Consider the following 23,967-nt stretch of genomic DNA (forward strand, 5'->3'; position numbering starts at 1 on the left):
TTTATTGCGTCAAGACTGCAATTTGTGATTGTTTTTTGCGCGATATATTAGATAATATGCACAAATAATTCTTAAATATGAACTTTGGAGAGACAAATGAGCATCATCAACGTGGACCGCTACGACCTGGCCTTGCTGACCGAGCTGCAACGAGATGGCCATATTACCAATAGCGCCCTCGGTCTGAAAGTCCACCTGTCCACTTCGCAGATCAGCCGTCGCGTGCAGCGGCTGGAAGAAGCCCATGTCATCGAACGCTACACCGCCGTGCTGGACCCGGCCGTGGTCGGTCTGGGCGTGACCGCGTTCACCACCGTGACCCTGGACCGCCAGGGAGAGACTCGTGGCGAACTCTTCGAGAAGGCCGTGGAAACGATGCCGGAAGTGACCGAATGTTTCTCCGTCACGGGCGAGGGCGATTATATCCTGCGCATCGTGGCCCCCGACCTGGCCGCTTTCTCCGAATTCATGATGACGCGCCTGCTGCGCCTGCCGGGCGTGACCAACGTCAAGTCCAACATCACCCTCAAAAAGGTCAAGCAATCCCATGAACTGCCGCTGGAACACGTGATGCAGCCGGTGAAGTCGCGCCAGCGCATCCGCTTCTCGCAGTGATGTTTCAAAAAGCATGATGCCGTTATTCAATGATTGGATGCCTCAATCATTGAATAATCGAATGATGCTTTTTATCAGGCTTTGCTCCGCCTCTGATCCGGCTCAAGAATTCAAAAGCAATCTCCGGAGTGCCGCCCCGTCAGCGCAGGCCTAGAATCAGTGGCATCCGATTCCGGGAGCGCTCCATGCTGACCATGACTTCTTCTCCTCCGCCGACTAGCTCCACTGCCTCCACCGCCGACGTCAACGGACTCGATCCCGACACCTGCTGGCAAGCCGTGCAGCAGCGAGATGGATCGTTCGATGGCCGGTTCTGGTATGCGGTGCGCACCACCGGCGTGTACTGCAAGCCTTCCTGCGGGGCACGCACACCCTTGCGCAAGAACGTGGCCTTCCACGCCAGCTGCGCTGCGGCCGAAGCAGCGGGCTTTCGTCCATGCCAGCGCTGCAAGCCGGACCAGCCGCCCTTGCACGAGCGCCAGGCAGAGGCCATCGCGCAAGCCTGCCGCCTGATCGCGCAGGCCGAGGAACAGCCCGACACGGCCACGCTGGCGCAGGCCGCGGGCTTGAGCCGTCATCATTTTCATCGGCTCTTCAAGCAGCACACCGGCCTCACTCCCAAGGCCTATGCCGATGCCCATCGCGCCGGCCGCCTGCGCGCGCAACTCGGCGGCAGTGCCAGCGTGACCGAGACGTTCTATGACGTCGGCTTCCATTCCAGTGGCCGCTTCTATGCGCAAAGCAAGGCGCAATTGGGTATGCAGCCGGCGACCTATCGTCGTGGCGGCCGTGGCGAGAAGATCCGCTTCGCCGTTGCGCAATGCTGGCTGGGGGCCTTGCTGGTGGCGGCCACGGAGCAGGGCATCTGCGCGCTCACCTTGGGCAGCGAGCCGGAGGAGTTGCTGCGGCAACTGCAGGATCGTTTCCCCCATGCCGATCTCGCCCCCGGCGATGCCGCCTTCGAGCAGACGCTGGCACAGGTACTGACCGCGCTGGACGATCCGCAACAGGGTGCCGCCTTGCCACTGGACGTGCGCGGTACCGCCTTCCAGCAGCGTGTGTGGCAAGCACTGCGCGCAGTGCCGCCCGGGGTCACCTTGACCTATGCCGAACTGGCTGCGCGCATCGGCCAGCCTGCGGCGGTGCGGGCGGTCGCCAATGCCTGTGCGCGCAACGAGATCGCCGTGCTCATTCCCTGCCATCGCATCGTCCGGCTCGATGGCGCACCCTCCGGCTATCGCTGGGGCATCGCGCGCAAGAGCGCCTTGCTGGCGCGCGAAGCCGAGGGCAGGGAAGACGCCGCCAGCCCGAAAGACCAGCGCGCCTGAAGCCTTTGCCCGGCGCGGCTACAATAGGCCTTCCTTCATCGCTGGAGTTGCGCATGCATGTTCTTGGCAAGGCTGGTCTCGCATTCGCGGGCGCGGTACTGATCCTGGGTGGTGTGGTCGCCTGTTCGCCGCTGTCGGCCATCAATGCCGTCACGCCCGCTTCTTCCTACGTCAAGACCGAAGGGGTGGCCTACGCCAACACCGATAACCCGCGTCAAAAGCTGGACATCTATCGTCCTGCCAACGCTCCGGCCACCGCCTCCGGTCCGGGCTTGCCGGTGGTGGTGTTCTTCTATGGCGGCAGCTGGAACGAGGGCAGCCGCAAGGATTACGCCTTCGTCGGCGAGGCCCTGAGTTCACGCGGTTTCATCGCCGTACTGCCTGATTACCGCGTCTATCCCGAAGTGCGTTATCCCGATTTCGTGAAGGACAGCGCCCAGGCCGTGGCCTGGACCTTGCGCTCGGTGCGCGAACTGGGCGGCGATCCGCAGCGCGTCTTTGTCATGGGACATAGCGCCGGTGCCTACAATGCCGCCATGGTGGCGCTCGATGCGCGCTGGCTGCGCGCAGCCGGGGCCTCGCCGGCACAGCTGCGCGGCTGGATCGGCCTGGCCGGACCCTATGATTTCCTGCCCATCGAAAACGAGGATGTAAAACCGGTCTTCTTCGCGCCCGATTCGCCACCGGATTCGCAACCGGTGCGGCACGTGGAGGCCGGTGCGCCGCCCGCGTTGCTGATTGCCTCGCACAAGGACAAGCTGGTGGGCGCCGAACGCAATACCGGCGGTCTGGCCAAACTGCTGCGCGCAAAGCAGGTGCCGGTGGTGGAGCGCTACTTCGACAACACCTCGCACGCTTCGCTGGTGGGCAGCCTCTCTCGGCCGCTGCGTTTCATCGCGCCGACTCTCGAAGAAGTGAGCCAATTCATTGAAAATCCGCCACCGCGTCCGGAGCCTTCCAAGTGACGGGTGACCTCTTCGCTGGCCTGGCGCGTGACCCTTCGGTGGAGACCATCACCGAAGGTGCGCTGCTGCTGCGCGCCTTTGTCGACGAAGAGGAAGCCGCAGCCTTGATGTCGGCCATCGACAAGGTTCTGGCCGCCTCGCCCCTGCGCCACATGCAGACCCCGGGCGGTTTCCGCATGTCGGTGGCGATGAGCAATTGCGGCCAGTTTGGATGGGTGACGGATCGTCGCGGCTATCGTTACCAGTCGCTCGATCCATTGGCCGAGCGCGACTGGCCAGCCATGCCTGAGGCCTTTGCGGCATTGGCCGCGCGCGCCTCGGCGGCGGCGGGGTTTGCAGGATTCGATCCTGACGCTTGCCTCATCAATCGCTACGAACCCGGTGCCCGCATGTCGCTGCATCAGGACAAGAATGAACTGGACATGGACCAGCCCAACGTCTCGGTCTCGCTCGGTCTGCCCGCGACCTTCCTGTTCGGTGGCATGGCGCGCACCGACAAGCCGCAGCGCATGCGGCTGGAGAGTGGCGATGTGGTGGTGTGGGGTGGCCCGGCGCGGCTGGCCTTCCATGGTGTCGATCCCTTGCGCGACGGCGAGCACCCGCTGACCGGACGCTGCCGTTACAACCTGACTTTCCGCCGCGCGCGCTGAGCGCTGCCGATTCAGGCGCGTGCCGCTGGCCGCGCCGCTTTTCTACGCGGCACCGAAGCGGTGGCGGTGCGCGCGGCAGGTTTGCGACGTGGCTTGCGGGCCGGTTGTTGTTCCGCCTCTTGCAGACGCTGTTGCAGCAAGGCCAGTACAGCGGCTTCCTCCGGTGACAGATCCTGCAACTCTTCCACCAGTTCGGCCTGCACCCGTTCTTCCAGCCGCTCCGCAAAACTGCCGTCCAGGTAGCTTTCGATGACGGCAGGATGCACGTAACACTTGCGGCAGATGGAAGGCGTATTGCCCAGGCGGCGCGCCACGTTCTCGATGGCGCGCACCACGTTCTGCTTGGCCTGCGCCTGCGAGTCCACCCGCTCGAAGGCCTGCAGCGCCAGCGTGGCCAGCACCGTGCCGGCCCAGGTGCGGAAATCCTTGGCACTGAAATCCTCACCAGCCGCTTCACGCAGATAGGCATTCACGTCACCCGAATCGATGCAGTGGCGCTCGCCCTCGTCATCCACGTACTGGAACAGTTCCTGCCCCGGCAACTCGCGCATCTTGCGGATGATGCGGGCCACATAGGGATCGTGCAGCTTGATTTCATGCTGCACGCCGCTCTTGCCGCGGAAGCGGAACAGCACATCGCTGCCATCCACACGCACGTGGCGATGGCGCAGCGTGGTCAGGCCGAAGGATTGATTCTGTTTGGCGTATTCGTCATTGCCCACGCGCATGAAGGTGGTCTGCAGCAGATGCACGACAGCGGCCAAGACTTTCTGCCGATGCAGGCCGGGACGTTTCAGGTCTTGCTCCACCACGCGGCGGATGGTCGGCAGCGCGCGCGCAAAACTGATCATGCGCAGGTACTTGGCATCATCGCGCACCGAGCGCCAGCGTGCGTGATAGCGATACTGCTTGCGCCCGCGCGCATCGCGTCCGGTGGCCTGGATGTGGCCGTTGGCGTGCGGGCTGATCCAGACGTCTTCCCAAGCGGGCGGGATGGCCAGAGACTTGAGGCGCGCCACCACATCGTCATCACGAATGAGCTCGCCGTGCGCATCGTGATAAGCGAAGCCCTTGCCACGCCGGCGGCGGCGTATGCCCGGCATGCCGTCGTTGACATAGCGCAGCTGGTTGGCGCGGGCGATGTCGATGGCCTCGTACTGATGGCGGGCATCGGCGGGCGGCGGAGCCGAAGGCGACGGCGATGATGATGATGAAGATTGTTCGGACGCTGCGGCGATACGATCCATGATGGTCTCCTCGGACGCTGTCCGCCGGGAGATCCGGCGGCCGTCCATGCGGGCCATTATTGAGCAATCGCCGTGGCGCGGCAGTCAGCCATCGGCCGGGGATGGTGTGGGATTTTTCCGGCAGGCAGGTCGACTCAGAACGCCCATTGCAGGTTGAAGCCGCCAGTCACGGCCGCCGTCTGGAAACCTTGCGGCTTGGCCAGTGGCGTGGCCACGAACATGTCATAGCTCAGCTTGCCGAGATTGCCGCGCAAGCCCAGTGCCGCGCCCGTGAGCCGCTGGCCGGTGAGGAATTGCGCCGAGGGCCCTGCGACCGCGCCGGTATCGATACCGGCAAACACTTCCTGCCCGCTCTCGCCCAGGCCCAGCGCCAGTTCATTGCGCAGGAACCAGCCACGCTCGGCCTGCAGCGTCAGTTCGCCGTCGAAACCGCGCACCGTATAACGGCCGCCGATGGAAAACTGATCCTGCGGCGGCAGACTGCCCCGGTTCCACTGCGCGCGCAGCGTGCTGCTGTAGCGCAGGCGCGCACCGGCCAGCTGGAACGGCGCATTGACGGAGGCATCCAGCAGCCACAGACCATAGCGCGTGCCGATCTGCGGCAGGTCGAAGGGCGAGCTGGGCTCGGCCCCTTGCGTATCGAGTGAACGGCGATAGGCCAGCGTGGCATCGGCAATCGCATCGCCCAGAAACTGCCGGTGATTCAGTCCCGCTTCCCACGCCGTGGTGCGGCGTTGCTGGGCGCCGACTTCGAGTTCGTCAATCGCGTTGTAAGCCTTGCGCAGCAAGGCTTTGCCGAAGGCCGTGGTCTTGCCGGCGGCATCGCGATGGAGCAGGCGAGACAGTTTGAATTCGGTGGTTTCGGAACGCCCGCTGTAGACGAAATTCTCGAAGGCCCCCGCGACCGTCTGGTGATAGCGGTTACCCGACATCGTCACGGCCGCCATCCAGTTGCCCAGCGGGAGCGAGTAATGCAGCGTGTAGGCATGGCTGCCGTGGTCGCCGTAGTGATTCAGGCTGCGGCTGACGCTGACGTAGAAGAGGTCATTGAGGGTCCACCAATTGTCATAGGACAAGGTCAGCCCGGCCAGGTATTTGCCGGTGGCCTTGGCACCGCCATCGTCCAGCGATGCCGTGAGACGGAAGGGGAAAGCCTGCTGGTACTGGATCACCAGATCGCTGTCGCCCGCCTCGGCCCCCTTGTCCTCGGAGGGCGTGATCTTGATGTCGGCCTGCACGGTCGGCAGGCGCTTGAAATTTTCCAGGCCCTGTTCGATATCGCGCAGGTTGAGGATGTCGCCCGGGCTGATGGGCAGGGCATTGAAGGCGGTCCCGCGCGCATTGGCGTCGGGCGCAAAGCGGATGTGGCGCACGCGCCCCGGCACCACGCTCAGCACCAGCCGTCCCGTCGACAGATCTTGAGGACGCGCCAGCACGCGCGTGGTGGTGTAGCCGCGCGCGACGATGGCGCTCTCGACCCGGGCCAGGACCAGGTTCACGCCTTGCGAGCCCAGGCAGCGGCCGACCGCGCCACGTTCGCCGGTGACGCTGTCGAGCGCAAAACGAAAACGCTCGGCCTGTTCACCCTCCAGCGCAATCGCCGTGATCCTGCGGCAGGGTTGCTCCTGCTCGGGGAAATCCTGCGCCATCGCGCTGGCGGCGGGCGTACCCAGATTCACGTCAGGACGCTGCTCCTGCTGCTGGCGCAGGGCGCGTTCGCGTTCGCGCTGCAACTGCTCCTGGTTGACGGCGGTTTGCCCGTGGGCAAGGGAAATGACCAGATTCAGACCAAGGATGAGTACAAATCGGGGAGAGGGCGAACGGAAGATGGAAGACATCGGAAACATGGTGAGTCGTCCCAAAGCCACACTGGGCAAGGGATTCAAAAGAAATGGGAGGGCTGGCAAAACAAGTGTTGGATTTTGCCTACAAGAAAGCTTCTCGTGTAATGAAAAATCACCTTTCCTCGTTAACCTAAATTAACATCCCGACCCTGGCAAGCAAAATCTTGCCAACCGGAAACGGAAAACAACGAATCGGGGTTCGTTGTCGTGGCCGGTCATAACGACAACAGCACCCGGGGTTTTCATGAATCGTCAGCGTTACAAGCTGGTTTTCAACCGGCATCGTGGCCAGTTGATGGCCGTTGCAGAAATCGCCTCCAGCATTCAGCATCACGGCCGCACATCGGCCAACGGTGCGGCGATGCCGGACCTGTTACCGTCCGCTTTGCGCTTTTCGCTGCTGGCGGTAGCGCTGGCCCTGGCCATGAACACGGTGGCCCATGCGCAGATCCTGGGCGACCGCAGCGCCCCGCGCAACCAGCAGCCGACCGTGCTGGCCACACCCAATGGCGTGCCGGTGGTCAACATCCAGACCCCTGGTGCAGCGGGGGTGTCGCTCAACAGCTACCGGCAATTCGATGTCGGCCCCAATGGCGCCATCCTCAACAATGCGCAGGGCACAACGGCCACCCAGCTGGGCGGCTATGTGGCGGGCAATCCATGGCTGGCCACGGGCGCAGCGCGCGTGATCGTGAACCAGGTCAACTCGGCCAACCCCAGCTATCTGCGCGGCTACCTGGAAGTGGCGGGGGCGCGGGCGCAGGTGGTGGTGGCCAATCCGGCGGGCATCACCTGTTCCGGCTGCGGCTTCATCAATGCCAATCGCGCCACGCTCACCACGGGCGTACCCCAGATCGTCAACGGCAATCTGGACAGCTATCGCGTGGCCAGCGGTGCGGTACGCATCGAGGGCAACGGCATGGATGCCAGCCGCACCGATTACGCCGAGATCATCGCGCGCGCCGTGCAGGTCAATGCCGGCATCTGGGCCCCCGAACTCAAGGTCAGCGCGGGCCTCAACACCGTCAGCGCGGATCACGCCAGCGTGGTTCCCGGTGTGGCCGCCAGCGACACCGCACCGGCGGTGGCCATCGACGTGGCGCAGCTGGGCGGCATGTATGCCGGCCACATCTATCTGACCTCCACCGAGCATGGTGTGGGCGTGCGCAACGCGGGCAACATCGGCGCGTCGGTAGGCCAGGCGGTGGTGACCGCCGATGGCCGGCTGGAGAACAGCGGCAGTCTCACTGCTACCGGCCTGCTGGCGGTGCAGACCACAGGCGGCATCAGCAATGCGGGCGAACTGGGCAGCAAGAGCGCGACCAGCCTCAACACCACCGCGCTGGACAACAGCGGCAGCATCGCCAGTGCCGGTGCGCTGACGGTGCAGGCCAGCGGCGCGCTGCAGAACACCGGCAGCATCGGCGGCGAGGGCAATGTGCAGATCGCCGCCGCCAGTATCGACAACCGCAACAGCATCGGCAGCAGCACTTCCCTGGCCGTGCAGGCCGCCGGTTCCCTCAGCAACAGCGGCACGCTCCAGGCCAATGCCGATGCCAGCATCACCGCTGCCAGCGTGGACAACAGCGGCACCGTGCGTGCGGCACAGGGTGCGCTGAACGTCAGCAGCAGCGCCCGCACCGGCAATAGCGGACGCATGGAAGCGGCGCAGGGCGTGAACCTGCAGGTCGGCAGCCTCGCCAACAGCGGCGGCGTCAATGCCGGTGAGCGCTTGCGCATCGAGGCTGCGCAGAGCATCAGCAACGACGGCACGCTGGCCGCCAATGGACCCGTGGCCGTGCAAGCCGCCAGCCTGGCCAACCGGGGAACGCTGGCCTCCAGTGCAGATGCGGTCAACGTGACGACCAGCGGAACCCTGGCCAACCAGGGCCAGGTGAATGGTGCACAAGCACTCACGCTGACAGCGGCAGGCATCGACAACCACAGCGGCAAGCTCAGCGCCAACGACATCCGCATCGACAGCCAGAACCAGTCCCTCGACAATCGCCAGGGCAACATCGCCGCACAGCGTGACGTCCGCATTGCCAGCGGCGCGCTCGACAACGGCAGCGGCAACATCGTCGCGCAGGGCAAGCTCGACATCCGCAGCGGTGACCTCGGCAATGACGGCGGCCTGCTGCAAGCGGGCGATGCATTGAGCCTGGATGCCGGCAGCAACACCGTGCGCAACGCCAATTCCGGCAGCGCGCGCGGCATCGTGGCGCAAGGTCCGCTGAGCGTGACGGCGGGGGCGCTGGTCAATCGGGGCAATGTCTCGTCCAACGGCGACATCAGCCTCAAGACCACCGGCCTGGACAACGATGCCGGCGTGATCGGTGCCAATGGCAAGCTGACGGTGGAGGGCAGTGCCGTGAGCAATCGCGGCGGCTCGCTGCAGGCCAGACAGGGCGTGGATCTGCAGGTGGGCAGCGGTAGCGTGGACAACAGCGCGGGCCTGATGCGCTCGGATGGCACCGTCAACGTGCAGGCCGGGACCGTCCGCAACGACAGCACCCAGGGCCAGAACCAGGGCATCGAAGGCGCCACCGTCAGCGTCAGCGCGGCCGACATCAGCAACCGCCAGGGCGCGATGCGCGGTGATGCCATCACGCTCACCGCCGGCGCCCGCATCGACAACAACGCCGGCCTGATCTCCGCCACCAACAGCGCCAGCCTCACGGATGCCAACCCGGCCAGCCGTGCGCTGGTCATCGACAACAGCAACGGCACCGTCATCGCCGGACAGCAGACCAGCGTTTTGGCCTATTCCTTCACGGGGAGCGGCAGGTTCCTGAGCCAGAAGGACCTGCGCATCGACCTGGTGGCGTCGATTCTTCATACCGGCCAGATAGGGGCGAGCGGTGACATCGACCTGCGCACCGCAGGTACCTTCGCCAATGCCGGTGCGGTCGGTGCGGGCGGCACGCTCATGCTCACCGCCGCCACCATCGACAACCAGGCCAGCGGCTCGTTGGTGGGCAATACCCTGAAGCTCAAGGCCACCGACGTTCACACCTTCATCAACCGTGGCCTGATCGATGGCGTCAATACGGTCATCGAGAGCAGCACCGTCAACAACCTCGGTACCGGCCGCATCTATGGCGACAACATCGCCATCGGTGCAGACGTGTTGAACAACCAGGCCGAGACCGTCAACGGCGTGACCAGCGCACCGGTCATTGCGGCCCGCAACCGCCTCGACATCGGCGCGGGCGTGGTCAACAACAGCGAGCACGGGCTGATCTATTCGGTCGGCGACATGGCCATCGGCGGCGCGCTGGACGCCAACAAGAAGGCCACCGGCAGCGCCCGCGAGATCAACAACAGCAGTGCCACCATCAATGCCGATGGCAACCTGAGCATTGCGGCGGGAAGCATCAACAACACCAATGCGCATCTGGAGACGACGGACCAGACGGGGCCGGGCAATCGCATTGTCAGCTTCCGGGTCAACGGCTCGTCCCAGTTGCTGGACTCCAAGTCGGCCTGGCTCTACAACCGGGGCTCCGGCGAGATCCTGGATGCGTCCAACTGGCGCGCCATGGGCGATGAAGACAACTATCGCCTGTTGCTGCCCTCGGCTGCCTATCCTGCCGAGCGCTATGGTCCGCCGTTTGATTATTCGCGTGGCGCGCGGGGCGACAGTGCGGTGGCCATCGCCTATACGCCGGCCTACAGCCAGGGTGCGATGGGGGATGCTGATGCGGTCTACTATCCGGCCATCATCAATTACAAACCGGGTGATCGCATCTGGTCGGTGATGGGAGTGACGCCGCCCGCTGAAGATCCGGGCCCCGGGCCGGGTTCGGAGCCGCGTCCTGGCGAAGCCTGCTACGAATCCTGCGTCTCGGTGCCGGTCCCGGCGGGAGTCTACGACGCGTGGAAAGCCGCCTATGACGTCTGGAAGCCCAAGTACGACGCCTACATCGCCGCGTTGCTTGCTCTCAATGACAAGATCAACGCCTTCAACAACAACGTCAACAGCCGCTCCTACCGCGAATGGACCATCTACGACGGTACCGAGCAGATCACGCGCACGGTCGTCACCAAGAGCGATCCGGGCATGATCACGTCCGGCGGCAACATGAGCCTGGCCGCTGGCACCGTCAACAACTACGCCAGCCAGTTCATTGCGGGCGGCACGGTGGCCGGCGACAGTGTCAACGGCACCAACCTCAACAACACCGGCCCGCTGGGCCGCCAGCGCGTGGTCTCTACGGGCTCGGCCAGCTACACCTACGTCAAGAGCCACACCTTCAGTGCAGATGATCGGCGCTACGACGATGCGCCGTATCAGTCGCAGGACATCGTCACCAACTTCCAGCTGGACATCACGCCGACCAGCGGCGCCGGACCGAACCGGCAGAGTTCGGTACGCGCGGTGGCCTCGTCGGTATCGGGCGCCTCGGGTGCGAGTGCAGGTGCGGCCAGCATCCGCATCGCCAACCTCGACCTGACGCTGCCCAACAATGCACTCTTCCGCATCAATGCGGGCCCGGCGCAGCGCTTCCTCGTGCAGACCGATCCGCAGTTCGTTGGCACGCGCAGCTGGCTGTCGTCGGATTTCATGTTGAATCAACTGGGCCTGACGGCCAGCGTGCGGCAGCTGGGGGATGGGTTCTATGAACAGCAACTGATCCAGCGCCAGGTGCAGCAGATCACCGGCCAACGGTATCTGGCCGGATACAGCAGCAATGAAGCGCAATACCAGGCCTTGATGAACGCGGGCGTACAGGTGGCGCAATCACAGCGCTACACGCTGGGCGTGGCGCTGACCGATGCGCAGATTGCGGAACTGAAGACGGACATTGTCTGGCTGGTCAAGCAGACCGTCACGCTGGCCGATGGCAGCACGCAGGAAGTGCTTGTGCCGCAGGTGTACATCCATGCCTCCAATGTGCAGGTGACCGGACAAGGCACGCTGATCGCGGGCAATGACGTGGCCTTCCAGGCGGCGCAGGATATCGTCAACAGTGGCGGCACGATTGCGGGACGGCAGAGCGTTTCGCTGGCGGGCAACAATGTGCAGAACCTGGGCGGGCGCATCAGCGGCAGTGACGTGACGGTGGCGGCGGCGCAGGACATCAACAACATCGGCGGCACCATTGATGCGCGCAATACGCTGGTGGCCAGTGCGGGTCGTGACATCAACAGCGCTGCCACCACGGTAGCAACGGCCAATGCGGTCACCAGCGGGACCAACATCAACCAGAATGCGTCGATGTCGGTGTCCGAGAGCAATGGCTCGCTGACTGCCGTAGCCGGGCGCGACATCAATCTAAAGGCCAGCAGCACCTCTGCGGATAACGTGACGTTGGTTGCGCAACGTGACGTGAACCTGTCGACCGTTCACGAAACGTCTCAAGAAAAGATCACCTGGGCCAGCAACAACCGTGCTGAAGTCAATCGGGACAACGCCATTGGAAGCACGGTCCAAGGCAAGGAGATCAGCGTCACGGCAAGCCGCGACATCAATGCGCAGGCAGCCTACGTCAACGCCGAAGGCTCACTCGCTGCTACAGCAGGCAATAACGTCAATATCGGTACCGATGTGAGCACGGCCAGTGCGCGAGATCAGCACAAGAAGACCGACAGCGGCGGCATGTTGGCCTCGCGTACCGTGACCACGGATGACAGCAGCAGCCAGGCCATCAATCAAGGGACGACCTTCTCCGGCAATACGGTGGCGGTGCGGGCGGGCAATGACATCAATGTCAAGGGCAGCAACGTGGTCTCCACATTGGGGACCGGCATGGCGGCTGGCAATAACGTCAATATCCTGGCCGCTGTTGACAGCAGCACCCAAAACAACTTCCGTCAGGAGACTACCAGTGGCGTGATGGGCGCAGGCTTCGGTGTGGCCATAGGCACACGAGAGCAGAGCCATGACGGAAAGACGCAGGGACAGACGGCGTCTGCTTCGACCGTGGGCAGTACGGATGGGAACGTGAGCATCGTTGCAGGCAATCGTTACACGCAAGTAGGCAGCGATGTGATGGCACCGAAGGGTGACATTGATATCGCGGCCAAGTCGGTCGAAATCCGTGCGGCAGAGCAAGCCAGCAAAACCACCACCGAAGACAAGTTCAAGCAAAGTGGGCTGACGGTCGCGGTCACCAGCCCGGTGATCTCTGCGATCCAGACGGTGGATCAGATGGCCGATGCTGCAAGCAAGACCAAGGATGGGCGCATGCAGGCGCTGGCAGTGGCCAACATGGGATTTGCGGCCAAGAACGCAGGTGATGCCATCAAGGCCGGCCAAGGCAGCACGATTGACGGTAAGGCCAACCAGATCGCCACCGGACCGACCGACCCGACCACCGGCAAGACGCCCTCGCGGGATGCCAATGATGCCGACAAGGCTGGTGGCATCAATCTCGCCTTGAGCGTTGGGAGCAGCAGCAGCGAAAGCCGTTCTGAACAGTCCAGCAATACGGTGCGCGGATCGTCCGTTACTGCTGGCGGCAGTATCAATATCAGCGCACAAGGCGGTGGCGCCGACAGCAACATCGTCATCCAGGGCAGCGACATCAAAGCGGGCGTGAACGCCACGCTCAAGGCCGCCAATGAAGTGCGCCTGCTGGCAGCACAGAATACCTCCGAACAGCACAGCAGCAACCAGAGCAGCTCCGGTTCGGTTGGTGTATCGATCGGCACGGACGGTCTGATGTTCAACGCCAGTGCCTCTGGCAGCCGTGGACGTGGTGACGGCAGTGACGTGACACAGGTCAATACGCACGTGGATGCGGGCAACAAGCTCACGATCAGCTCGGGTACGGACACCACACTGAGTGGGGCGGTAGTCAGTGGCAAGCAGGTCGTGATGGACGTGGGCACCAGTGGTCACGGTGATTTGAAGATTGCCAGCCTGCAGGACACCAGTACTTACAAGAGCAATCAGCAGAGCCTGGGCGGTAGCATCTCGGTCGGTATGGGCAAGATGAGCGGCAGCATCAGTGCAAGCCGCAGCAGTGTCGACGGCAACTATGCGAGCGTCAACGAGCAATCGGGGATTCGCGCGGGCGACGGTGGATTCCAGATCAATGTGGCTGGCAATACGGATCTGGTAGGTGCCAAGATCGCCAGTACCGACAAGGCAGCTGCGGAGGGCAAGAACAGCCTCAAGACTGAGACCCTCACCCAATCCGATATCCAGAACCGCAGCGACTACAAGGCGGAAAGCCAGAGTGTCAGCGTCGGAGGCGGTTTCACCGGCGGCAAGTCGTCGATGAATGGAACGGGAATTGGTTTTGGCACCAGCAGCGGCAGTGAAAGCAGCACGACCCGCAGCGGTATCAGCCAGGCTGACATCAAGATCACTGACGACAAGGCCCAGCAGTCCAAGACCGGCAAGACGGCTGAGCAGACCATTGCCAGCATCAATACCGATGTGAGCAGTGACCGGGATACCAGCGGCAAGTTGACCAAACAATGGGATGCACAGGCTTTACAGGCGGATGTGCAGGCGCAGGCGCAGATTACGGAATTGTTTGGGAAGAATGCGGCCAAGGAAATCGGCAGTTATGCGACAACCAAAGTCAACGAACTCAACGCCAAAATTGAAGTTGCGCAGAGTGAGGATGAGAAGGCTGCGTTGATCGCGGAGCGTGATAACTGGAGCGAAGGTGGCTTGTATCGAACCGCTTTGCATACCGCTGCCGGATTGCTTGGTGGTGGTGTCGGTGGCGCTATTGGTGCAGCGACTTCTTCAGTGGCAATGCCGCAGCTTGCCAAGCTGATCGATAACACTGATTTGCCTTTGCCGATAAGGCAAGCGATGGCGCAGGCGGCAGCCGCAGCACTGGGTGGTCTTGCAGGGGGAGCATCTGGACTGGCTGCCGGTATTCATGTTGAGGCAAACAATCGGCAGTTGCATCAGAGCGAATATGATTTCGCCAAGAAAAATGCCAAGCTGGTGGCACAAAAATTAAATATTGATGAGCAGGAAGCAGAAGCCCGCATCATTGCAGAATTACAACGCAACTCGGATAAGCAAACAGCAGATGCTGCTCAAAAAAAGCATGACTACGAAATTCGCAGCGTGATTGGATGCCAGAATTTAAATTGCGATGGCAATATAAATGATCCGCAATATGCTAACGCAGACTATAACAGTCAGTTCATCAAGCCGAATCAGGCAGCATACAATGCGGCGCAGAATCAGCTTGGAACGGGGAAGACCTATAACGATCTAGTGACAAGCAATATCAAGAAGGATCCGTTTGGAGCGACAATCGCTGGAGCTGGAATGATTGGATTTGGATATCTAGTGGGAGGAGGCGGCACTGCGGTAGGAGTGAAGGTATTTGGCGCTGGCGTTGGTTCATTAAGCAATTATCTATTTCAATCTGGCACTACGGATTGGCTAGATGTTGGTATCGCTGGAGCGACTGGTTTTCTCACAACTGGAGCTGCCTTGCAGCCGTCGATAATAATGAACGTAGGTGGTTCGATTCTTGGGGCTGGTCTTAAAGGCGAGAATCCAAATAGCGGAGCAGTTGGAGCAGCTATTGGTACTGTTCTTGGGTATGGGGTAGGAAAAGTGATTGAAATTCCGTCAGGACGATTGATTGATCCACGTGGATGGTGGACTCCAGAATGGACGAGTTTGAACAATGGCATATTGAAATGGAATGGACCTAGTGCGGTTCCCGGTATGCTTGGAGGGGTGGGTTCTAGTTTTGCGCAGGAGCCCGTGGGAAATACTGTTAAGGATCAGGTTCAAAGGGGCCAACAATGAGACAAAACTATAAAAAAAGTATTTTTCGGATTTTGTGTGTGATGGCAATCTTTATCTGCGCAATGTTATGTCTTGTTGCAGTCATAGATTTGTTTGTCGCACCCATCCTAAAAGAAATCTTGCTAGATCCACTAGTACGAGATTGGTGCGGCGTATTCACGCGGTGCGCCAGTCAAACACAAGTGACCTTCGTTGAACACGTTACGTCGACCGCATTCTGGAAAAGCATAGATAGTGCAAACATTGAGCACCGGTTAAAGAGTGCAGGATTTTTGGGTGCACTAATCGGATTTGGATTTGTCGTGATATCGTTCTGTCGACGTCGACCATGAAATAAATTCAATGAGATTGAAACGGGTGCACCTAGAGTGGAATTTTGCTAGCCATATAGTCCTGCAAATATATTTTTAACGGAACGAAGCCATGAAACAGATTGCACATATCTGAATCACCCCTGCCGAGCAGGGAGTAAATAGCAGACGGGGCCGGATGGGGATCTACGCAAGCTGGGCGAATTGGCTTTGCCGCAGCGGCGTACAGAACATATCTTTCTTTGCAACCCAATCCGGTGTCGCAAGCAGGAACCGCGATACAGTTTGGCATGGCCTGGACGAGCACATTGATCGCTTTCGTAGCAAGCTCGGTCGAACAAATCCTGCCTCCAAAAGTCGGGCAAACTGTATATTAGGGCAGGTTAGGTATGGCCGGGCAGATCGCTAGTGACCGAGTCGCTTTGGCAGCGCCATTAATAAACGAACTTGGTGAGGCAATTAAAGGGACTTCGATGTCAGACTCTTCCAGATCTGACGCTGTCCAACAATGCGCTCTTCCGCATCAACGCGGGCCCGGCGCAGCGCTTCCTGGTGCAGACCGATCCGCAGTTCGTGGGCACGCGCAGCTGGCTGTCGTCGGATTCATGTTGAATCAGCTGGGCTTGACGGCCAGCGTGCGGCAGTTGGGGGATGGGTTCTATGAACAGCAACTGATCCAGCGCCAGGTCCAGCAGATCACCGGCCAACGGTATCTGGCCGGATACAGCAGCAATGAAGCGCAATACCAGGCCTTGATGAATGCGGGCGTGCAGGTGGCGCAATCGCAGCGCTACACGCTGGGCGTGGCGCTGACCGATGCGCAGATTGCGGAACTGAAGACGGACATCGTCTGGCTGGTCAAGCAGACCGTGACGCTGGCCGATGGCAGTACGCAGGAAGTGCTGGTGCCGCAGGTGTACATCCATGCCTCCAATGTGCAGGTGACCGGACAAGGTACGCTGATCGCGGGCAATGATGTCGCCTTCCAGGCGGCGCAGGATATCGTCAACAGTGGCGGCACGATTGCAGGGCGGCAGAGTGTTTCGCTGGCGGGCAACAATGTGCAGAACTTGGGCGGGCGTATCAGCGGCAGTGACGTGACGGTGGCGGCGGCGCAGGACATCAACAACCTGGGCGGCGCCATCGACGGCAGCAACAGCGTCAGGCTGGCTGCCGGACGCGGCATCAACGTCAACAGCACCAGCGTCAGCACCGCCAATGCGGTGACCAGCGGCACCAACATCAATCAGGTTGCCAGTGTCAGCGGCAAGGACATCACCCTGGCCGCTGGCCGTGACGTCACGGCCAATGCAGCCGTGGTCGCCGCAACGGGCGACGTGAATCTGGCCGCAGGCCGCAACGTCAGCCTGGGGACGGTCAACGAGAACTTCCGGCAGCAGATCAGCTGGGCCAATGACAGCGGTGCCTCCAACTGGGTCATTACACAAATTTGGTAAGTTGCCAAGTGCGGATGTACTTGAATCACTCGGATTAAAGGTGATCCAGCCCGCAGGGCCGTTATTGCCCGAGTTTCAAGGGAAGGTATTCCGTTATACCGACGGCGGCGCTATCCCACCTGGGAAAGTTAAGTCGACCGTCTTGCAGAAAACTGGAGAGAATTGATGCGACGCGTTGTCGGGCATTTTGAAGATCTTCACTTCACTGAAAGTAATCTCGGCGCTCCTGTATTTGAGGGACGAACAATGAAGATTTATGCGACAGGACTGATTCCAATAAAGGGCTATCCAATAGATACCGAAGTCTCTCGTTTGCTGTCTGGTAACATGATTTTTAAGCATGTTACAAAGTCAATCCGAAGTGTGACGGAATACATTGGTGATCCTAAGCATCCACAAGGCTTCCAAGAGGAGCGCATAGTAATTGATGTTGACGAAAGACCTGATTTGCAGCGCGGAACGACGTTCATTTTCGAAGGAATTTTGCAAAATCCTTTAGCTTGGGTTGTTGATTTGCTCGCCGATTTGACCCTCTCTAACTGACCCGCCTTCCAGTGCCTGCTAAAGGCCGCCACACGGTCATACGACCCCTCATAACCAAGCTCCCTTAACTCCAGGAACATCTGTTTCAGGGTCCGTCTTTGCTTACGGGATTTGACCAACTCTGAGCTCAGCCACGCGGAAAGCCTGGGGGCATATGCATCCAAAGAGCTCGGTGAATGCCTGCTGGCATAGGAAGGTTCGATCGCCTCTGATCGAATGTAGCGACGAACCGTGTTTCGGGAAATGTCCAACCTGCGGGCGATTTCCCGGATCGAGACGCGATCTCTGATGTACCAGCGTCGAATGATTCCAAGTAGGGCCACGTCTATCACTCCGTTCTCCCGCTCGATGTCATGAGCAGGATTGTGGTCTAAACATGGGTCAACTTAGGATGCAAATTTCCGGGGAAACTGGGTCAGTTTTCAATGCAAATCAACATCCTATCCTCACAAGTCCCGCAGTCCACCCATCCCGCGAGAACCAATCCCCCAAAACCCCAGTCCTAGCTCAGCGTCCGGCCATGTGGTCTGACCATTTGACATCCCTGACCCTGCTCTCTAGAATAAATCGTCATACAAGTTGACCTCTGAACGACGAGGCCATCGTTTCATATAAGAAGAAATTGCAGCAAAACGCGGACGTTCAACAAGTCCGCTTTGATAGCCAACAACGGAGACAATATGAACGCATTGGTACGACGCCATGGCGTCGGGCTGCATCTCGCGGCCATCGCAGCCACTTCGGCCACCCTCATCCTCGGCGCCGGCCACGCCAACGCGCAGGTCGCCACCGGCGATACCTCGCAAGCCAAGATCGCCCTGTCCAACAACTACGCGGCCAATGCCTGGCGTCAGTCCATGCTCAAGACCTGGGCCGCGACCGCCGACGATGCCGTCAAACGCAAGCTGGTGGCCGCCGCCCCCGCTTTCACCACTTCCGAAAACCAGCCCACCGAACAGGCCCAGCAGATCCAGAACCTGATCCTGCAAGGCTACAAGGCCATCGTGGTCGATGCCGCTTCGCCCACGGCCCTCAACGGCACCATCAAGAAAGCCTGCGCCGCCGGCGTGGTGGTGGTCTCCTATGACGGCGTGGTCACCGAACCCTGTGCCTATCGCGTCACCTTCGACTTCCGCAAGATGGGCGAACGCCAGGTCGACTACCTCGCCGAGCGTCTCAACGGCAAGGGCAACATCCTCGAAATCCGCGGCCTGGCCGGGGTGTCGGTCGATGGTGAAATCCACGCCGGCATCATGGACGGCCTCAAGAAGCATCCGGGCCTCAAGATCGTCGGCTCCGTCAACGGCGACTGGGCGCAGACTGTGGCCCAGAAGGCCGTGGCCGGCATCCTGCCGACCTTGCCCAAGGTCGATGGCGTGGTCACCCAGGGCGGTGATGGCTTCGGCGTGGCGCAAGCCTTCAAGGCCGCCAACCGCGAGCTGCCCATCATCATCCTCGGCAACCGCGAGGACGAACTGCAATGGTGGAAAACCCAGATCCCCAGCGGCTACAAGACCTATTCCGCTTCCAATCCGCCCGGCGCAGTGACGGTGGCCTTCTGGGTGGCGCAGCAGGTGCTGGCCGGCAAGAAGATCCCCAAGGACGTCGATATCGTGGCACCGTTGCTCTACCTGACCGCGGAACAACTGCCGGATGCGCTGGCCAAGACGCCGCAGGGCGGGGTGGCCGATATCGGCTTCTCCCAGGCCGATACCGTCAAGCTGCTCGATACGCCGAAGTCCAAGTAAGTCCTGTCCCATCCCCGCGCAGACCGCCTCAATGAAGGCGGCGCGCGGGCCATGGGCGCATCCACTGCCTCAAGAACACAGGTGATCCAGCGTGAACGCCAGCCATCCCCCCTCGGCCGCCTTGTGCAGCCTGTCGCATATCCGCAAGTCCTTTGGTCCCGTCAAGGCGCTGCAAGATGTGAGCGTGGACATCCAGCCCGGTGAATGCTGGGGCCTGGTCGGCCACAACGGCGCGGGCAAGTCCACCCTCATGAACGTGCTGGCCGGCGTGCTGCCCGGTGACGACGGCCAGATCATCATCGACGGTCAGGCCCGCCAGAACTACACCACGCAGGCCGCCTACCGGCTGGGCGTGCGTTGCGTCTTCCAGGAATTGTCCCTGTGCCAGAACCTCAATGTGGCCGAAAACCTCTGCGTGTTTCATCCGCAGCTCAAGGGCTGGGGCTGGCGGCGCCGGGCGCGCAAGCTGGTGACGGAGAAGCTCGATGACATCTTCCCCGGCCATGGCATCGATCCCGATCGCATCGTCGGCGAACTCAGCATCACCCAGCGCCAGATGGTGGAAATCGCCTGCGCCTTCACGGTGGTCGATGCGCCGGTGCGCCTGCTGATCCTCGATGAACCGACCTCCAGTCTCGATGCGCAAACGGCAGCGCGGCTGACGGCCTACATCCGCCGGCGTCTTGAAGACGGCATGAGCCTGGTCTTCATCTCGCACATGCTGGGCGAGATCTTTGACTGCTGCAATCGGATTGCCGTCATGCGCGATGGACAGCTGGTCTTGCAGGATCACACCGCCCATCTCACACGTGATGCGCTGGTCCACGCCATGGGCCACGCCGACCAGAAGCAGATCGAGCGTCAGGCCGAACAGCAGGCGCAGCAGGAATCGGAGTCCGCAGACGTGCAAAGCCAGCAACTGCTGGAAGTGAAACTGCCGGCAGCGTCACCGGTCGGTGCACTGGGCGTGCGCCGTGGCCAGGTGGTCGGATTGTCCGGGCTGGCAGGGCAGGGGCAGACCGAGATGCTGATCCGGCTCTTCGAGCAATATCGCGGCAAGATGCGGGTGGCCTTCGTGGCCGGGGATCGCGCGCGCGATGGCAACTTCCCGCTGTGGAGCATCCTGCGCAACCTGAGCATCCGCGAGCTGCCGCATCTGGCGCGCGGCGGCGTGATCGATCGTGCCGCCGAAGCCGAACTGGGCCGCCAGTGGCATGAACGCGTGGCGATCCGTACGCCGGACCTGTCCAACAATATCCTCTCGCTGTCCGGTGGCAACCAGCAGAAGGTGCTGTTTGCGCGGGCCTTGTCGTCGGATGCGGAACTGATCCTGATGGACGATCCCATGCGCGGCGTCGACTTCGGCACCAAGGTCGACATGTATCGCCTGATCCGCGCAGAAGCGGCGCGCGGCCGCAGCTTCGTCTGGTACACCACCGAGAACGACGAGCTCGAATACTGCGATGCGACCTACGTCTTCTACCAGCAGCAGGTCACCCTGAAACTGGCCCGCCATGAACTCTCGGAGGAACGCATCATCGCCGCGTCCTTCGGCAACGTGCGCGCCGATGGCGGCACCGTCACACCCCCACTCGAAGGAGCCCGCGCATGACTACGCTTGCCCGCACCCCCGTGCGTGCGCGCCACGGCCTGCTGTCGCGCCACGAGATCCAGACCCTGCTGCTGCCCATGGCCACGCTGGCCGTGGTGCTGGCGCCGATCTTCTGGATCAATCCCAATACGATGAGTTATTTCGGGCTGGGTCTGCTGCTGAATCTGGCCGTGCCGATGATCCTGGCCAGCATGGCGCAGCTGTGCATCATTGCCGTCAATGACCTGGATCTGTCCATCGGTGCCTTCATCAGCCTGGTCTCCTGCATCGCCGTGACCTGGTTGCCGGAGCGTCCGCTGCTGGGCGTGGCGGCGTTGATTGCCTGCGTGCTGCTGTACGCGGCCATCGGCGCGCTGGTGGAATTGTTCGATCTGCCGTCCATCGTGGTAACGCTGGGCCTGTCCTTCGTCTGGGGCGGCTGGGCGCTGATCCTGCTGCCCATGCCGGGCGGTGCCACGCCGCAATGGATACAGGATGTGATGAACCTGGCCATTCCGGTGGTGCCTACGCCCATCGTCTATGCGGTCCTGATCGCGCTGTGCGGACACTGGTTCCTGATGCGTTCCTCGCTGGGCGTGCGGCTGCGCGGAGCCGGCGGCAATCCCAAGGCCATCGTGCGCAGCGGCGGTTCGGTGGTGCGCGCCAAGGCGCTGATGTACGGGCTGGCCGGTGTGCTGGGCATCTTCTCTGCGCTGACGCTGGTCGGCATCACCACCTCGGCCGATGCCAATATTGCGCAGCGCTACACGTTGATCTCGATTGCCGCCGTGATCCTGGGCGGCGGCAGCTTCATCGGCGGCAAGGTCTCGCCCATCGGTGCCACGCTGGGGGCCATCACGCTGGGGATCGCGGCCTCGTTCCTGTCCTTCCTCAACATCGCGCCGAAGTGGCAGATCGGCTTGCAGGGCGCGATCCTGATCATCGTGTTGTCGATGCGCATCCTGCTGTCGGCACGGGGAGAACGTCAATGAGCGCCGCGCGTGCAACGATGGGGGCCGCGCTGCAACAGCGGCCCTGGGTCTGGTCCTTCATGGGGGCGGCCTTGCTGTGGCTGGCCACGCTGGCGGTGGCCGGGCCGGAGGCGGCCTTCAATATCGGCTTGTCGGCGTTTTCTTTCGGGGCGCTGATGGTGCTGGTGGGCCTGGGGCAGATGCTGGTGGTGACCACCGGGCCGGGCAACATCGATCTCTCCATTCCGTCCACCATCGCGCTGGCCGGGGCGCTGGGCTTGCGTACCATGGGCGGCGAGGATGGCGGCATCCTGCTCGGGCTGCTGGTCACGCTCGGGGTGGGTGTCGGCATCGGGCTGGCCAATTATCTGCTGATCCGTCTGCTGCAGATTCCGCCCATCATCGCCACCATGTCGTCGTCCTTCATCCTGCAGTCGCTGGCGATTCATGTCGGGCAGGGCCTCAAAATCACGCCACCGCAATTGCTGGCCAGCTTCGCGACCGGATGGCTGCTGCACCTTCCGCAACTGGCCTGGCTGGTGCTGGCCGTGGCGCTGGGGTTGGCCTGGATACTGGGGCGCACGCTGTTCGGCCGCTTCCTCTCGGCGGTCGGCCAGAATGCGCGCGCGGCCTGGCTGGCGGGCATCGGCGTGGAACGCATCCGCTGCCTGTGCTACGTGCTGTGCGCGGTCTTTGCGGCGCTGTGCGCCTTGCTCATCGCCGGTTTCTCGGGCGGGGCCTCGCTCGACATGGGCAATGAATATCTGTTGATGTCGGTGGCCGTGGTGGTCATCGGCGGTACCAGCGTCACCGGTGGCCGGCCCAGCGTGGCCGGGATCTGGGGCGCGGCGCTGTTCCTGTATTTCACCAATACGCTGTTGAACGTGGTGGGCCTGTCGGCGGGCGAACGCTCGGTGCTGTCGGGGCTCATCATCATCGCCGTGATCGTCTGTTCCGGCCGCCGCCGTCAGTATCGCTGAGGCGCCAGCGTCAATTACACCGAAAAGGAGAACGCATGTCCTTGCCCGATACCCCCTTCCAGCATCTCGATCCGCGCTTTCGCCGCATGGTCATCGACACCGCCCAGGTCGATCGTCTCTACCACGGCTGCCGCTGGGCCGAAGGCCCGGTGTGGCTGCCGGCCACGCAGGAACTGATCTGGAGCGACATCCCCAACAATCGCCTGATGCGCTGGTCTGAGGGCGCAGGGGCGGGCGTATTTCGCGAGCCCTCCAACTTCAACAACGGCAATACGCTGGACCGCGAAGGCCGCATCGTCGGCTGCCTGCACGGTGGCCGCGCCGTGGTCCGCACCGAACACGATGGCAGCATCACCACGCTGGCCTCGCACTGGCAGGGCAAGCGCCTCAATTCGCCCAATGACGTGGTGGTCAAGTCCGATGGCTCGATCTGGTTCACCGATCCGGATTACGGCATCAACAGCGATTACGAAGGCTATCAGGCCGAGAGCGAAATCGGTGCGTGCAATGTCTATCGCATCCATGGCGACAGCGGTGACATCAGCCTCGTCAGCAGCGACCTGGAGCGCCCCAACGGGCTGGCGTTCTCCACCGATGAGAGCCGGCTCTACATCGCCGATACCGGCCTCACGCACCGTGCGGGCGGGCCGCATCACATCCGCGTATTCGATGTGGTGGAGGGCGCCACGCTCAAGGGCGGCGAGGTGTTTGCAACCATCGATCCGGGGCTGGCCGATGGTTTCCGGCTGGATGCCCAGGGCAACATCTGGACCTCGGCCGGCGATGGCGTGCATTGCTATGCGCCGGATGGCACCTTGCTGGGCAAGATTTTGACTCCGGAAGTGGTGTCCAATGTGGTCTTCGGCGGGCCGCGCGGCAATCGCCTCTTCATCACCGCCACCACCTCGCTGTATGCGGTGTATCTGGCGGTCAACGGGGCCGTGCGGCCCTGAGCGGCCGCAGGCGCGCCGTCTGCA

14 protein-coding genes and 1 pseudogene are annotated in these 23,967 nt (G+C 61.9%); 12 read left to right on the top strand and 3 right to left on the bottom strand.

Annotated features, from left to right (window positions below; genetic code table 11):
* Nucleotides 1-96: 96 nt before the first annotated feature.
* The 4 genes from E2K99_RS08445 to alkB all read left to right on the top strand — a co-directional run bounded on the left by E2K99_RS08445 (nucleotide 97) and on the right by alkB (nucleotide 3,558).
* A complete protein-coding gene (locus E2K99_RS08445; RefSeq protein WP_039785713.1) occupies nucleotides 97-615 on the top strand; it encodes an Lrp/AsnC family transcriptional regulator in 519 nt (172 codons plus the stop codon).
* A 185-nt stretch (nucleotides 616-800) separates the two neighbouring features.
* Nucleotides 801-1,943 carry a bifunctional DNA-binding transcriptional regulator/O6-methylguanine-DNA methyltransferase Ada gene (gene ada / locus E2K99_RS08450; RefSeq protein WP_134221954.1) on the top strand — a complete coding sequence of 381 codons (1,143 nt, stop codon included), beginning with the start codon at nucleotides 801-803 and terminating at the stop codon, nucleotides 1,941-1,943.
* Nucleotides 1,944-1,996: 53 nt separating this feature from the next.
* Nucleotides 1,997-2,908, top strand: a complete 912-nt coding sequence (locus E2K99_RS08455) for an alpha/beta hydrolase (RefSeq protein WP_134221955.1) — start codon at nucleotides 1,997-1,999, stop codon at nucleotides 2,906-2,908.
* The gene (gene alkB, locus E2K99_RS08460; RefSeq protein WP_134221956.1) at nucleotides 2,905-3,558 is read left to right on the top strand and encodes a DNA oxidative demethylase AlkB; all 654 of its coding nucleotides are present in this window, start codon (nucleotides 2,905-2,907) and stop codon (nucleotides 3,556-3,558) included. Before E2K99_RS08455 ends, alkB begins: the two co-directional genes overlap by 4 nt.
* A gap of 11 nt (nucleotides 3,559-3,569) precedes the next feature.
* Here the strand turns inward: alkB and E2K99_RS08465 are convergent, their stop codons facing one another.
* Nucleotides 3,570-4,805, bottom strand: a complete 1,236-nt coding sequence (locus E2K99_RS08465) for a DNA topoisomerase IB (RefSeq protein WP_134221957.1) — start codon at nucleotides 4,803-4,805, stop codon at nucleotides 3,570-3,572.
* Between the two features lie 134 nt (nucleotides 4,806-4,939).
* Nucleotides 4,940-6,652: a ShlB/FhaC/HecB family hemolysin secretion/activation protein gene (locus E2K99_RS08470; RefSeq protein WP_240733874.1), complete on the bottom strand. Its 1,713-nt coding sequence runs from the start codon at nucleotides 6,650-6,652 to the stop codon at nucleotides 4,940-4,942.
* Nucleotides 6,653-6,893: 241 nt separating this feature from the next.
* Between E2K99_RS08470 and E2K99_RS08480 the strand changes: the two genes are divergently transcribed.
* The 3 genes from E2K99_RS08480 (at nucleotide 6,894) to E2K99_RS25860 (ending at nucleotide 17,700) form a co-directional block, all read left to right on the top strand.
* On the top strand, nucleotides 6,894-15,389 hold the full coding sequence (locus tag E2K99_RS08480) for a two-partner secretion domain-containing protein (protein WP_134221959.1): 8,496 nt from the start codon (nucleotides 6,894-6,896) through the stop codon (nucleotides 15,387-15,389).
* A gap of 916 nt (nucleotides 15,390-16,305) precedes the next feature.
* On the top strand, nucleotides 16,306-17,157 hold the full coding sequence (locus E2K99_RS25855; RefSeq protein ID WP_240733875.1) for a hypothetical protein: 852 nt from the start codon (nucleotides 16,306-16,308) through the stop codon (nucleotides 17,155-17,157).
* Between the two features lie 165 nt (nucleotides 17,158-17,322).
* The gene (locus tag E2K99_RS25860; RefSeq protein WP_240733939.1) at nucleotides 17,323-17,700 is read left to right on the top strand and encodes a hypothetical protein; all 378 of its coding nucleotides are present in this window, start codon (nucleotides 17,323-17,325) and stop codon (nucleotides 17,698-17,700) included.
* A gap of 221 nt (nucleotides 17,701-17,921) precedes the next feature.
* On the opposite strand, the pseudogene E2K99_RS26205 reads toward E2K99_RS25860, so the two are convergent.
* A pseudogene (locus tag E2K99_RS26205) lies at nucleotides 17,922-18,032 on the bottom strand (helix-turn-helix domain-containing protein); the annotation flags it as partial.
* 348 nt (nucleotides 18,033-18,380) lie between these two features.
* Here E2K99_RS26205 and E2K99_RS08495 point away from each other — a divergent pair.
* From E2K99_RS08495 to E2K99_RS08515, 5 genes are all read left to right on the top strand, one after another.
* Nucleotides 18,381-19,448 (top strand): ABC transporter substrate-binding protein, encoded by a 1,068-nt coding sequence (locus E2K99_RS08495; RefSeq protein WP_240733876.1) that lies wholly within the window; start codon nucleotides 18,381-18,383, stop codon nucleotides 19,446-19,448.
* 91 nt (nucleotides 19,449-19,539) lie between these two features.
* Nucleotides 19,540-21,060 carry a sugar ABC transporter ATP-binding protein gene (locus E2K99_RS08500; protein ID WP_121039019.1) on the top strand — a complete coding sequence of 507 codons (1,521 nt, stop codon included), beginning with the start codon at nucleotides 19,540-19,542 and terminating at the stop codon, nucleotides 21,058-21,060.
* Nucleotides 21,057-22,031, top strand: coding sequence for an ABC transporter permease (locus tag E2K99_RS08505; protein WP_420840877.1), 975 nt, complete (start codon nucleotides 21,057-21,059; stop codon nucleotides 22,029-22,031). Before E2K99_RS08500 ends, E2K99_RS08505 begins: the two co-directional genes overlap by 4 nt.
* Complete coding sequence (locus tag E2K99_RS08510) at nucleotides 22,028-22,990, top strand: ABC transporter permease (RefSeq protein ID WP_121039022.1); 963 nt, start codon at nucleotides 22,028-22,030, stop codon at nucleotides 22,988-22,990. Before E2K99_RS08505 ends, E2K99_RS08510 begins: the two co-directional genes overlap by 4 nt.
* Before the next feature lie 35 nt (nucleotides 22,991-23,025).
* Nucleotides 23,026-23,943: an SMP-30/gluconolactonase/LRE family protein gene (locus tag E2K99_RS08515; RefSeq protein ID WP_134221960.1), complete on the top strand. Its 918-nt coding sequence runs from the start codon at nucleotides 23,026-23,028 to the stop codon at nucleotides 23,941-23,943.
* Nucleotides 23,944-23,967: the final 24 nt, after the last annotated feature.

Origin of the sequence: Herbaspirillum huttiense (assembly GCF_004367745.1) — a bacterium.
GTDB classification, from domain to species: domain Bacteria; phylum Pseudomonadota; class Gammaproteobacteria; order Burkholderiales; family Burkholderiaceae_D; genus Herbaspirillum; species Herbaspirillum huttiense.

Excerpts from the sequence above, each read along its gene's own strand:
- E2K99_RS08445 (WP_039785713.1), top strand. The coding sequence starts at position 97 with ATGAGCATCATCAACGTGGACCGCTACGACCTGGCCTTGCTGACCGAG.
- ada (WP_134221954.1), top strand. The coding sequence starts at position 801 with ATGCTGACCATGACTTCTTCTCCTCCGCCGACTAGCTCCACTGCCTCC.
- E2K99_RS08455 (WP_134221955.1), top strand. The coding sequence starts at position 1,997 with ATGCATGTTCTTGGCAAGGCTGGTCTCGCATTCGCGGGCGCGGTACTG.
- E2K99_RS08465 (WP_134221957.1), bottom strand. The coding sequence starts at position 4,805 with ATGGATCGTATCGCCGCAGCGTCCGAACAATCTTCATCATCATCATCG.
- E2K99_RS08470 (WP_240733874.1), bottom strand. The coding sequence starts at position 6,652 with ATGTTTCCGATGTCTTCCATCTTCCGTTCGCCCTCTCCCCGATTTGTA.
- E2K99_RS08480 (WP_134221959.1), top strand. The coding sequence starts at position 6,894 with ATGAATCGTCAGCGTTACAAGCTGGTTTTCAACCGGCATCGTGGCCAG.
- E2K99_RS25855 (WP_240733875.1), top strand. The coding sequence starts at position 16,306 with ATGTTGAATCAGCTGGGCTTGACGGCCAGCGTGCGGCAGTTGGGGGAT.
- E2K99_RS25860 (WP_240733939.1), top strand. The coding sequence starts at position 17,323 with ATGCGACGCGTTGTCGGGCATTTTGAAGATCTTCACTTCACTGAAAGT.
- E2K99_RS08495 (WP_240733876.1), top strand. The coding sequence starts at position 18,381 with ATGAACGCATTGGTACGACGCCATGGCGTCGGGCTGCATCTCGCGGCC.
- E2K99_RS08505 (WP_420840877.1), top strand. The coding sequence starts at position 21,057 with ATGACTACGCTTGCCCGCACCCCCGTGCGTGCGCGCCACGGCCTGCTG.
- E2K99_RS08510 (WP_121039022.1), top strand. The coding sequence starts at position 22,028 with ATGAGCGCCGCGCGTGCAACGATGGGGGCCGCGCTGCAACAGCGGCCC.
- E2K99_RS08515 (WP_134221960.1), top strand. The coding sequence starts at position 23,026 with ATGTCCTTGCCCGATACCCCCTTCCAGCATCTCGATCCGCGCTTTCGC.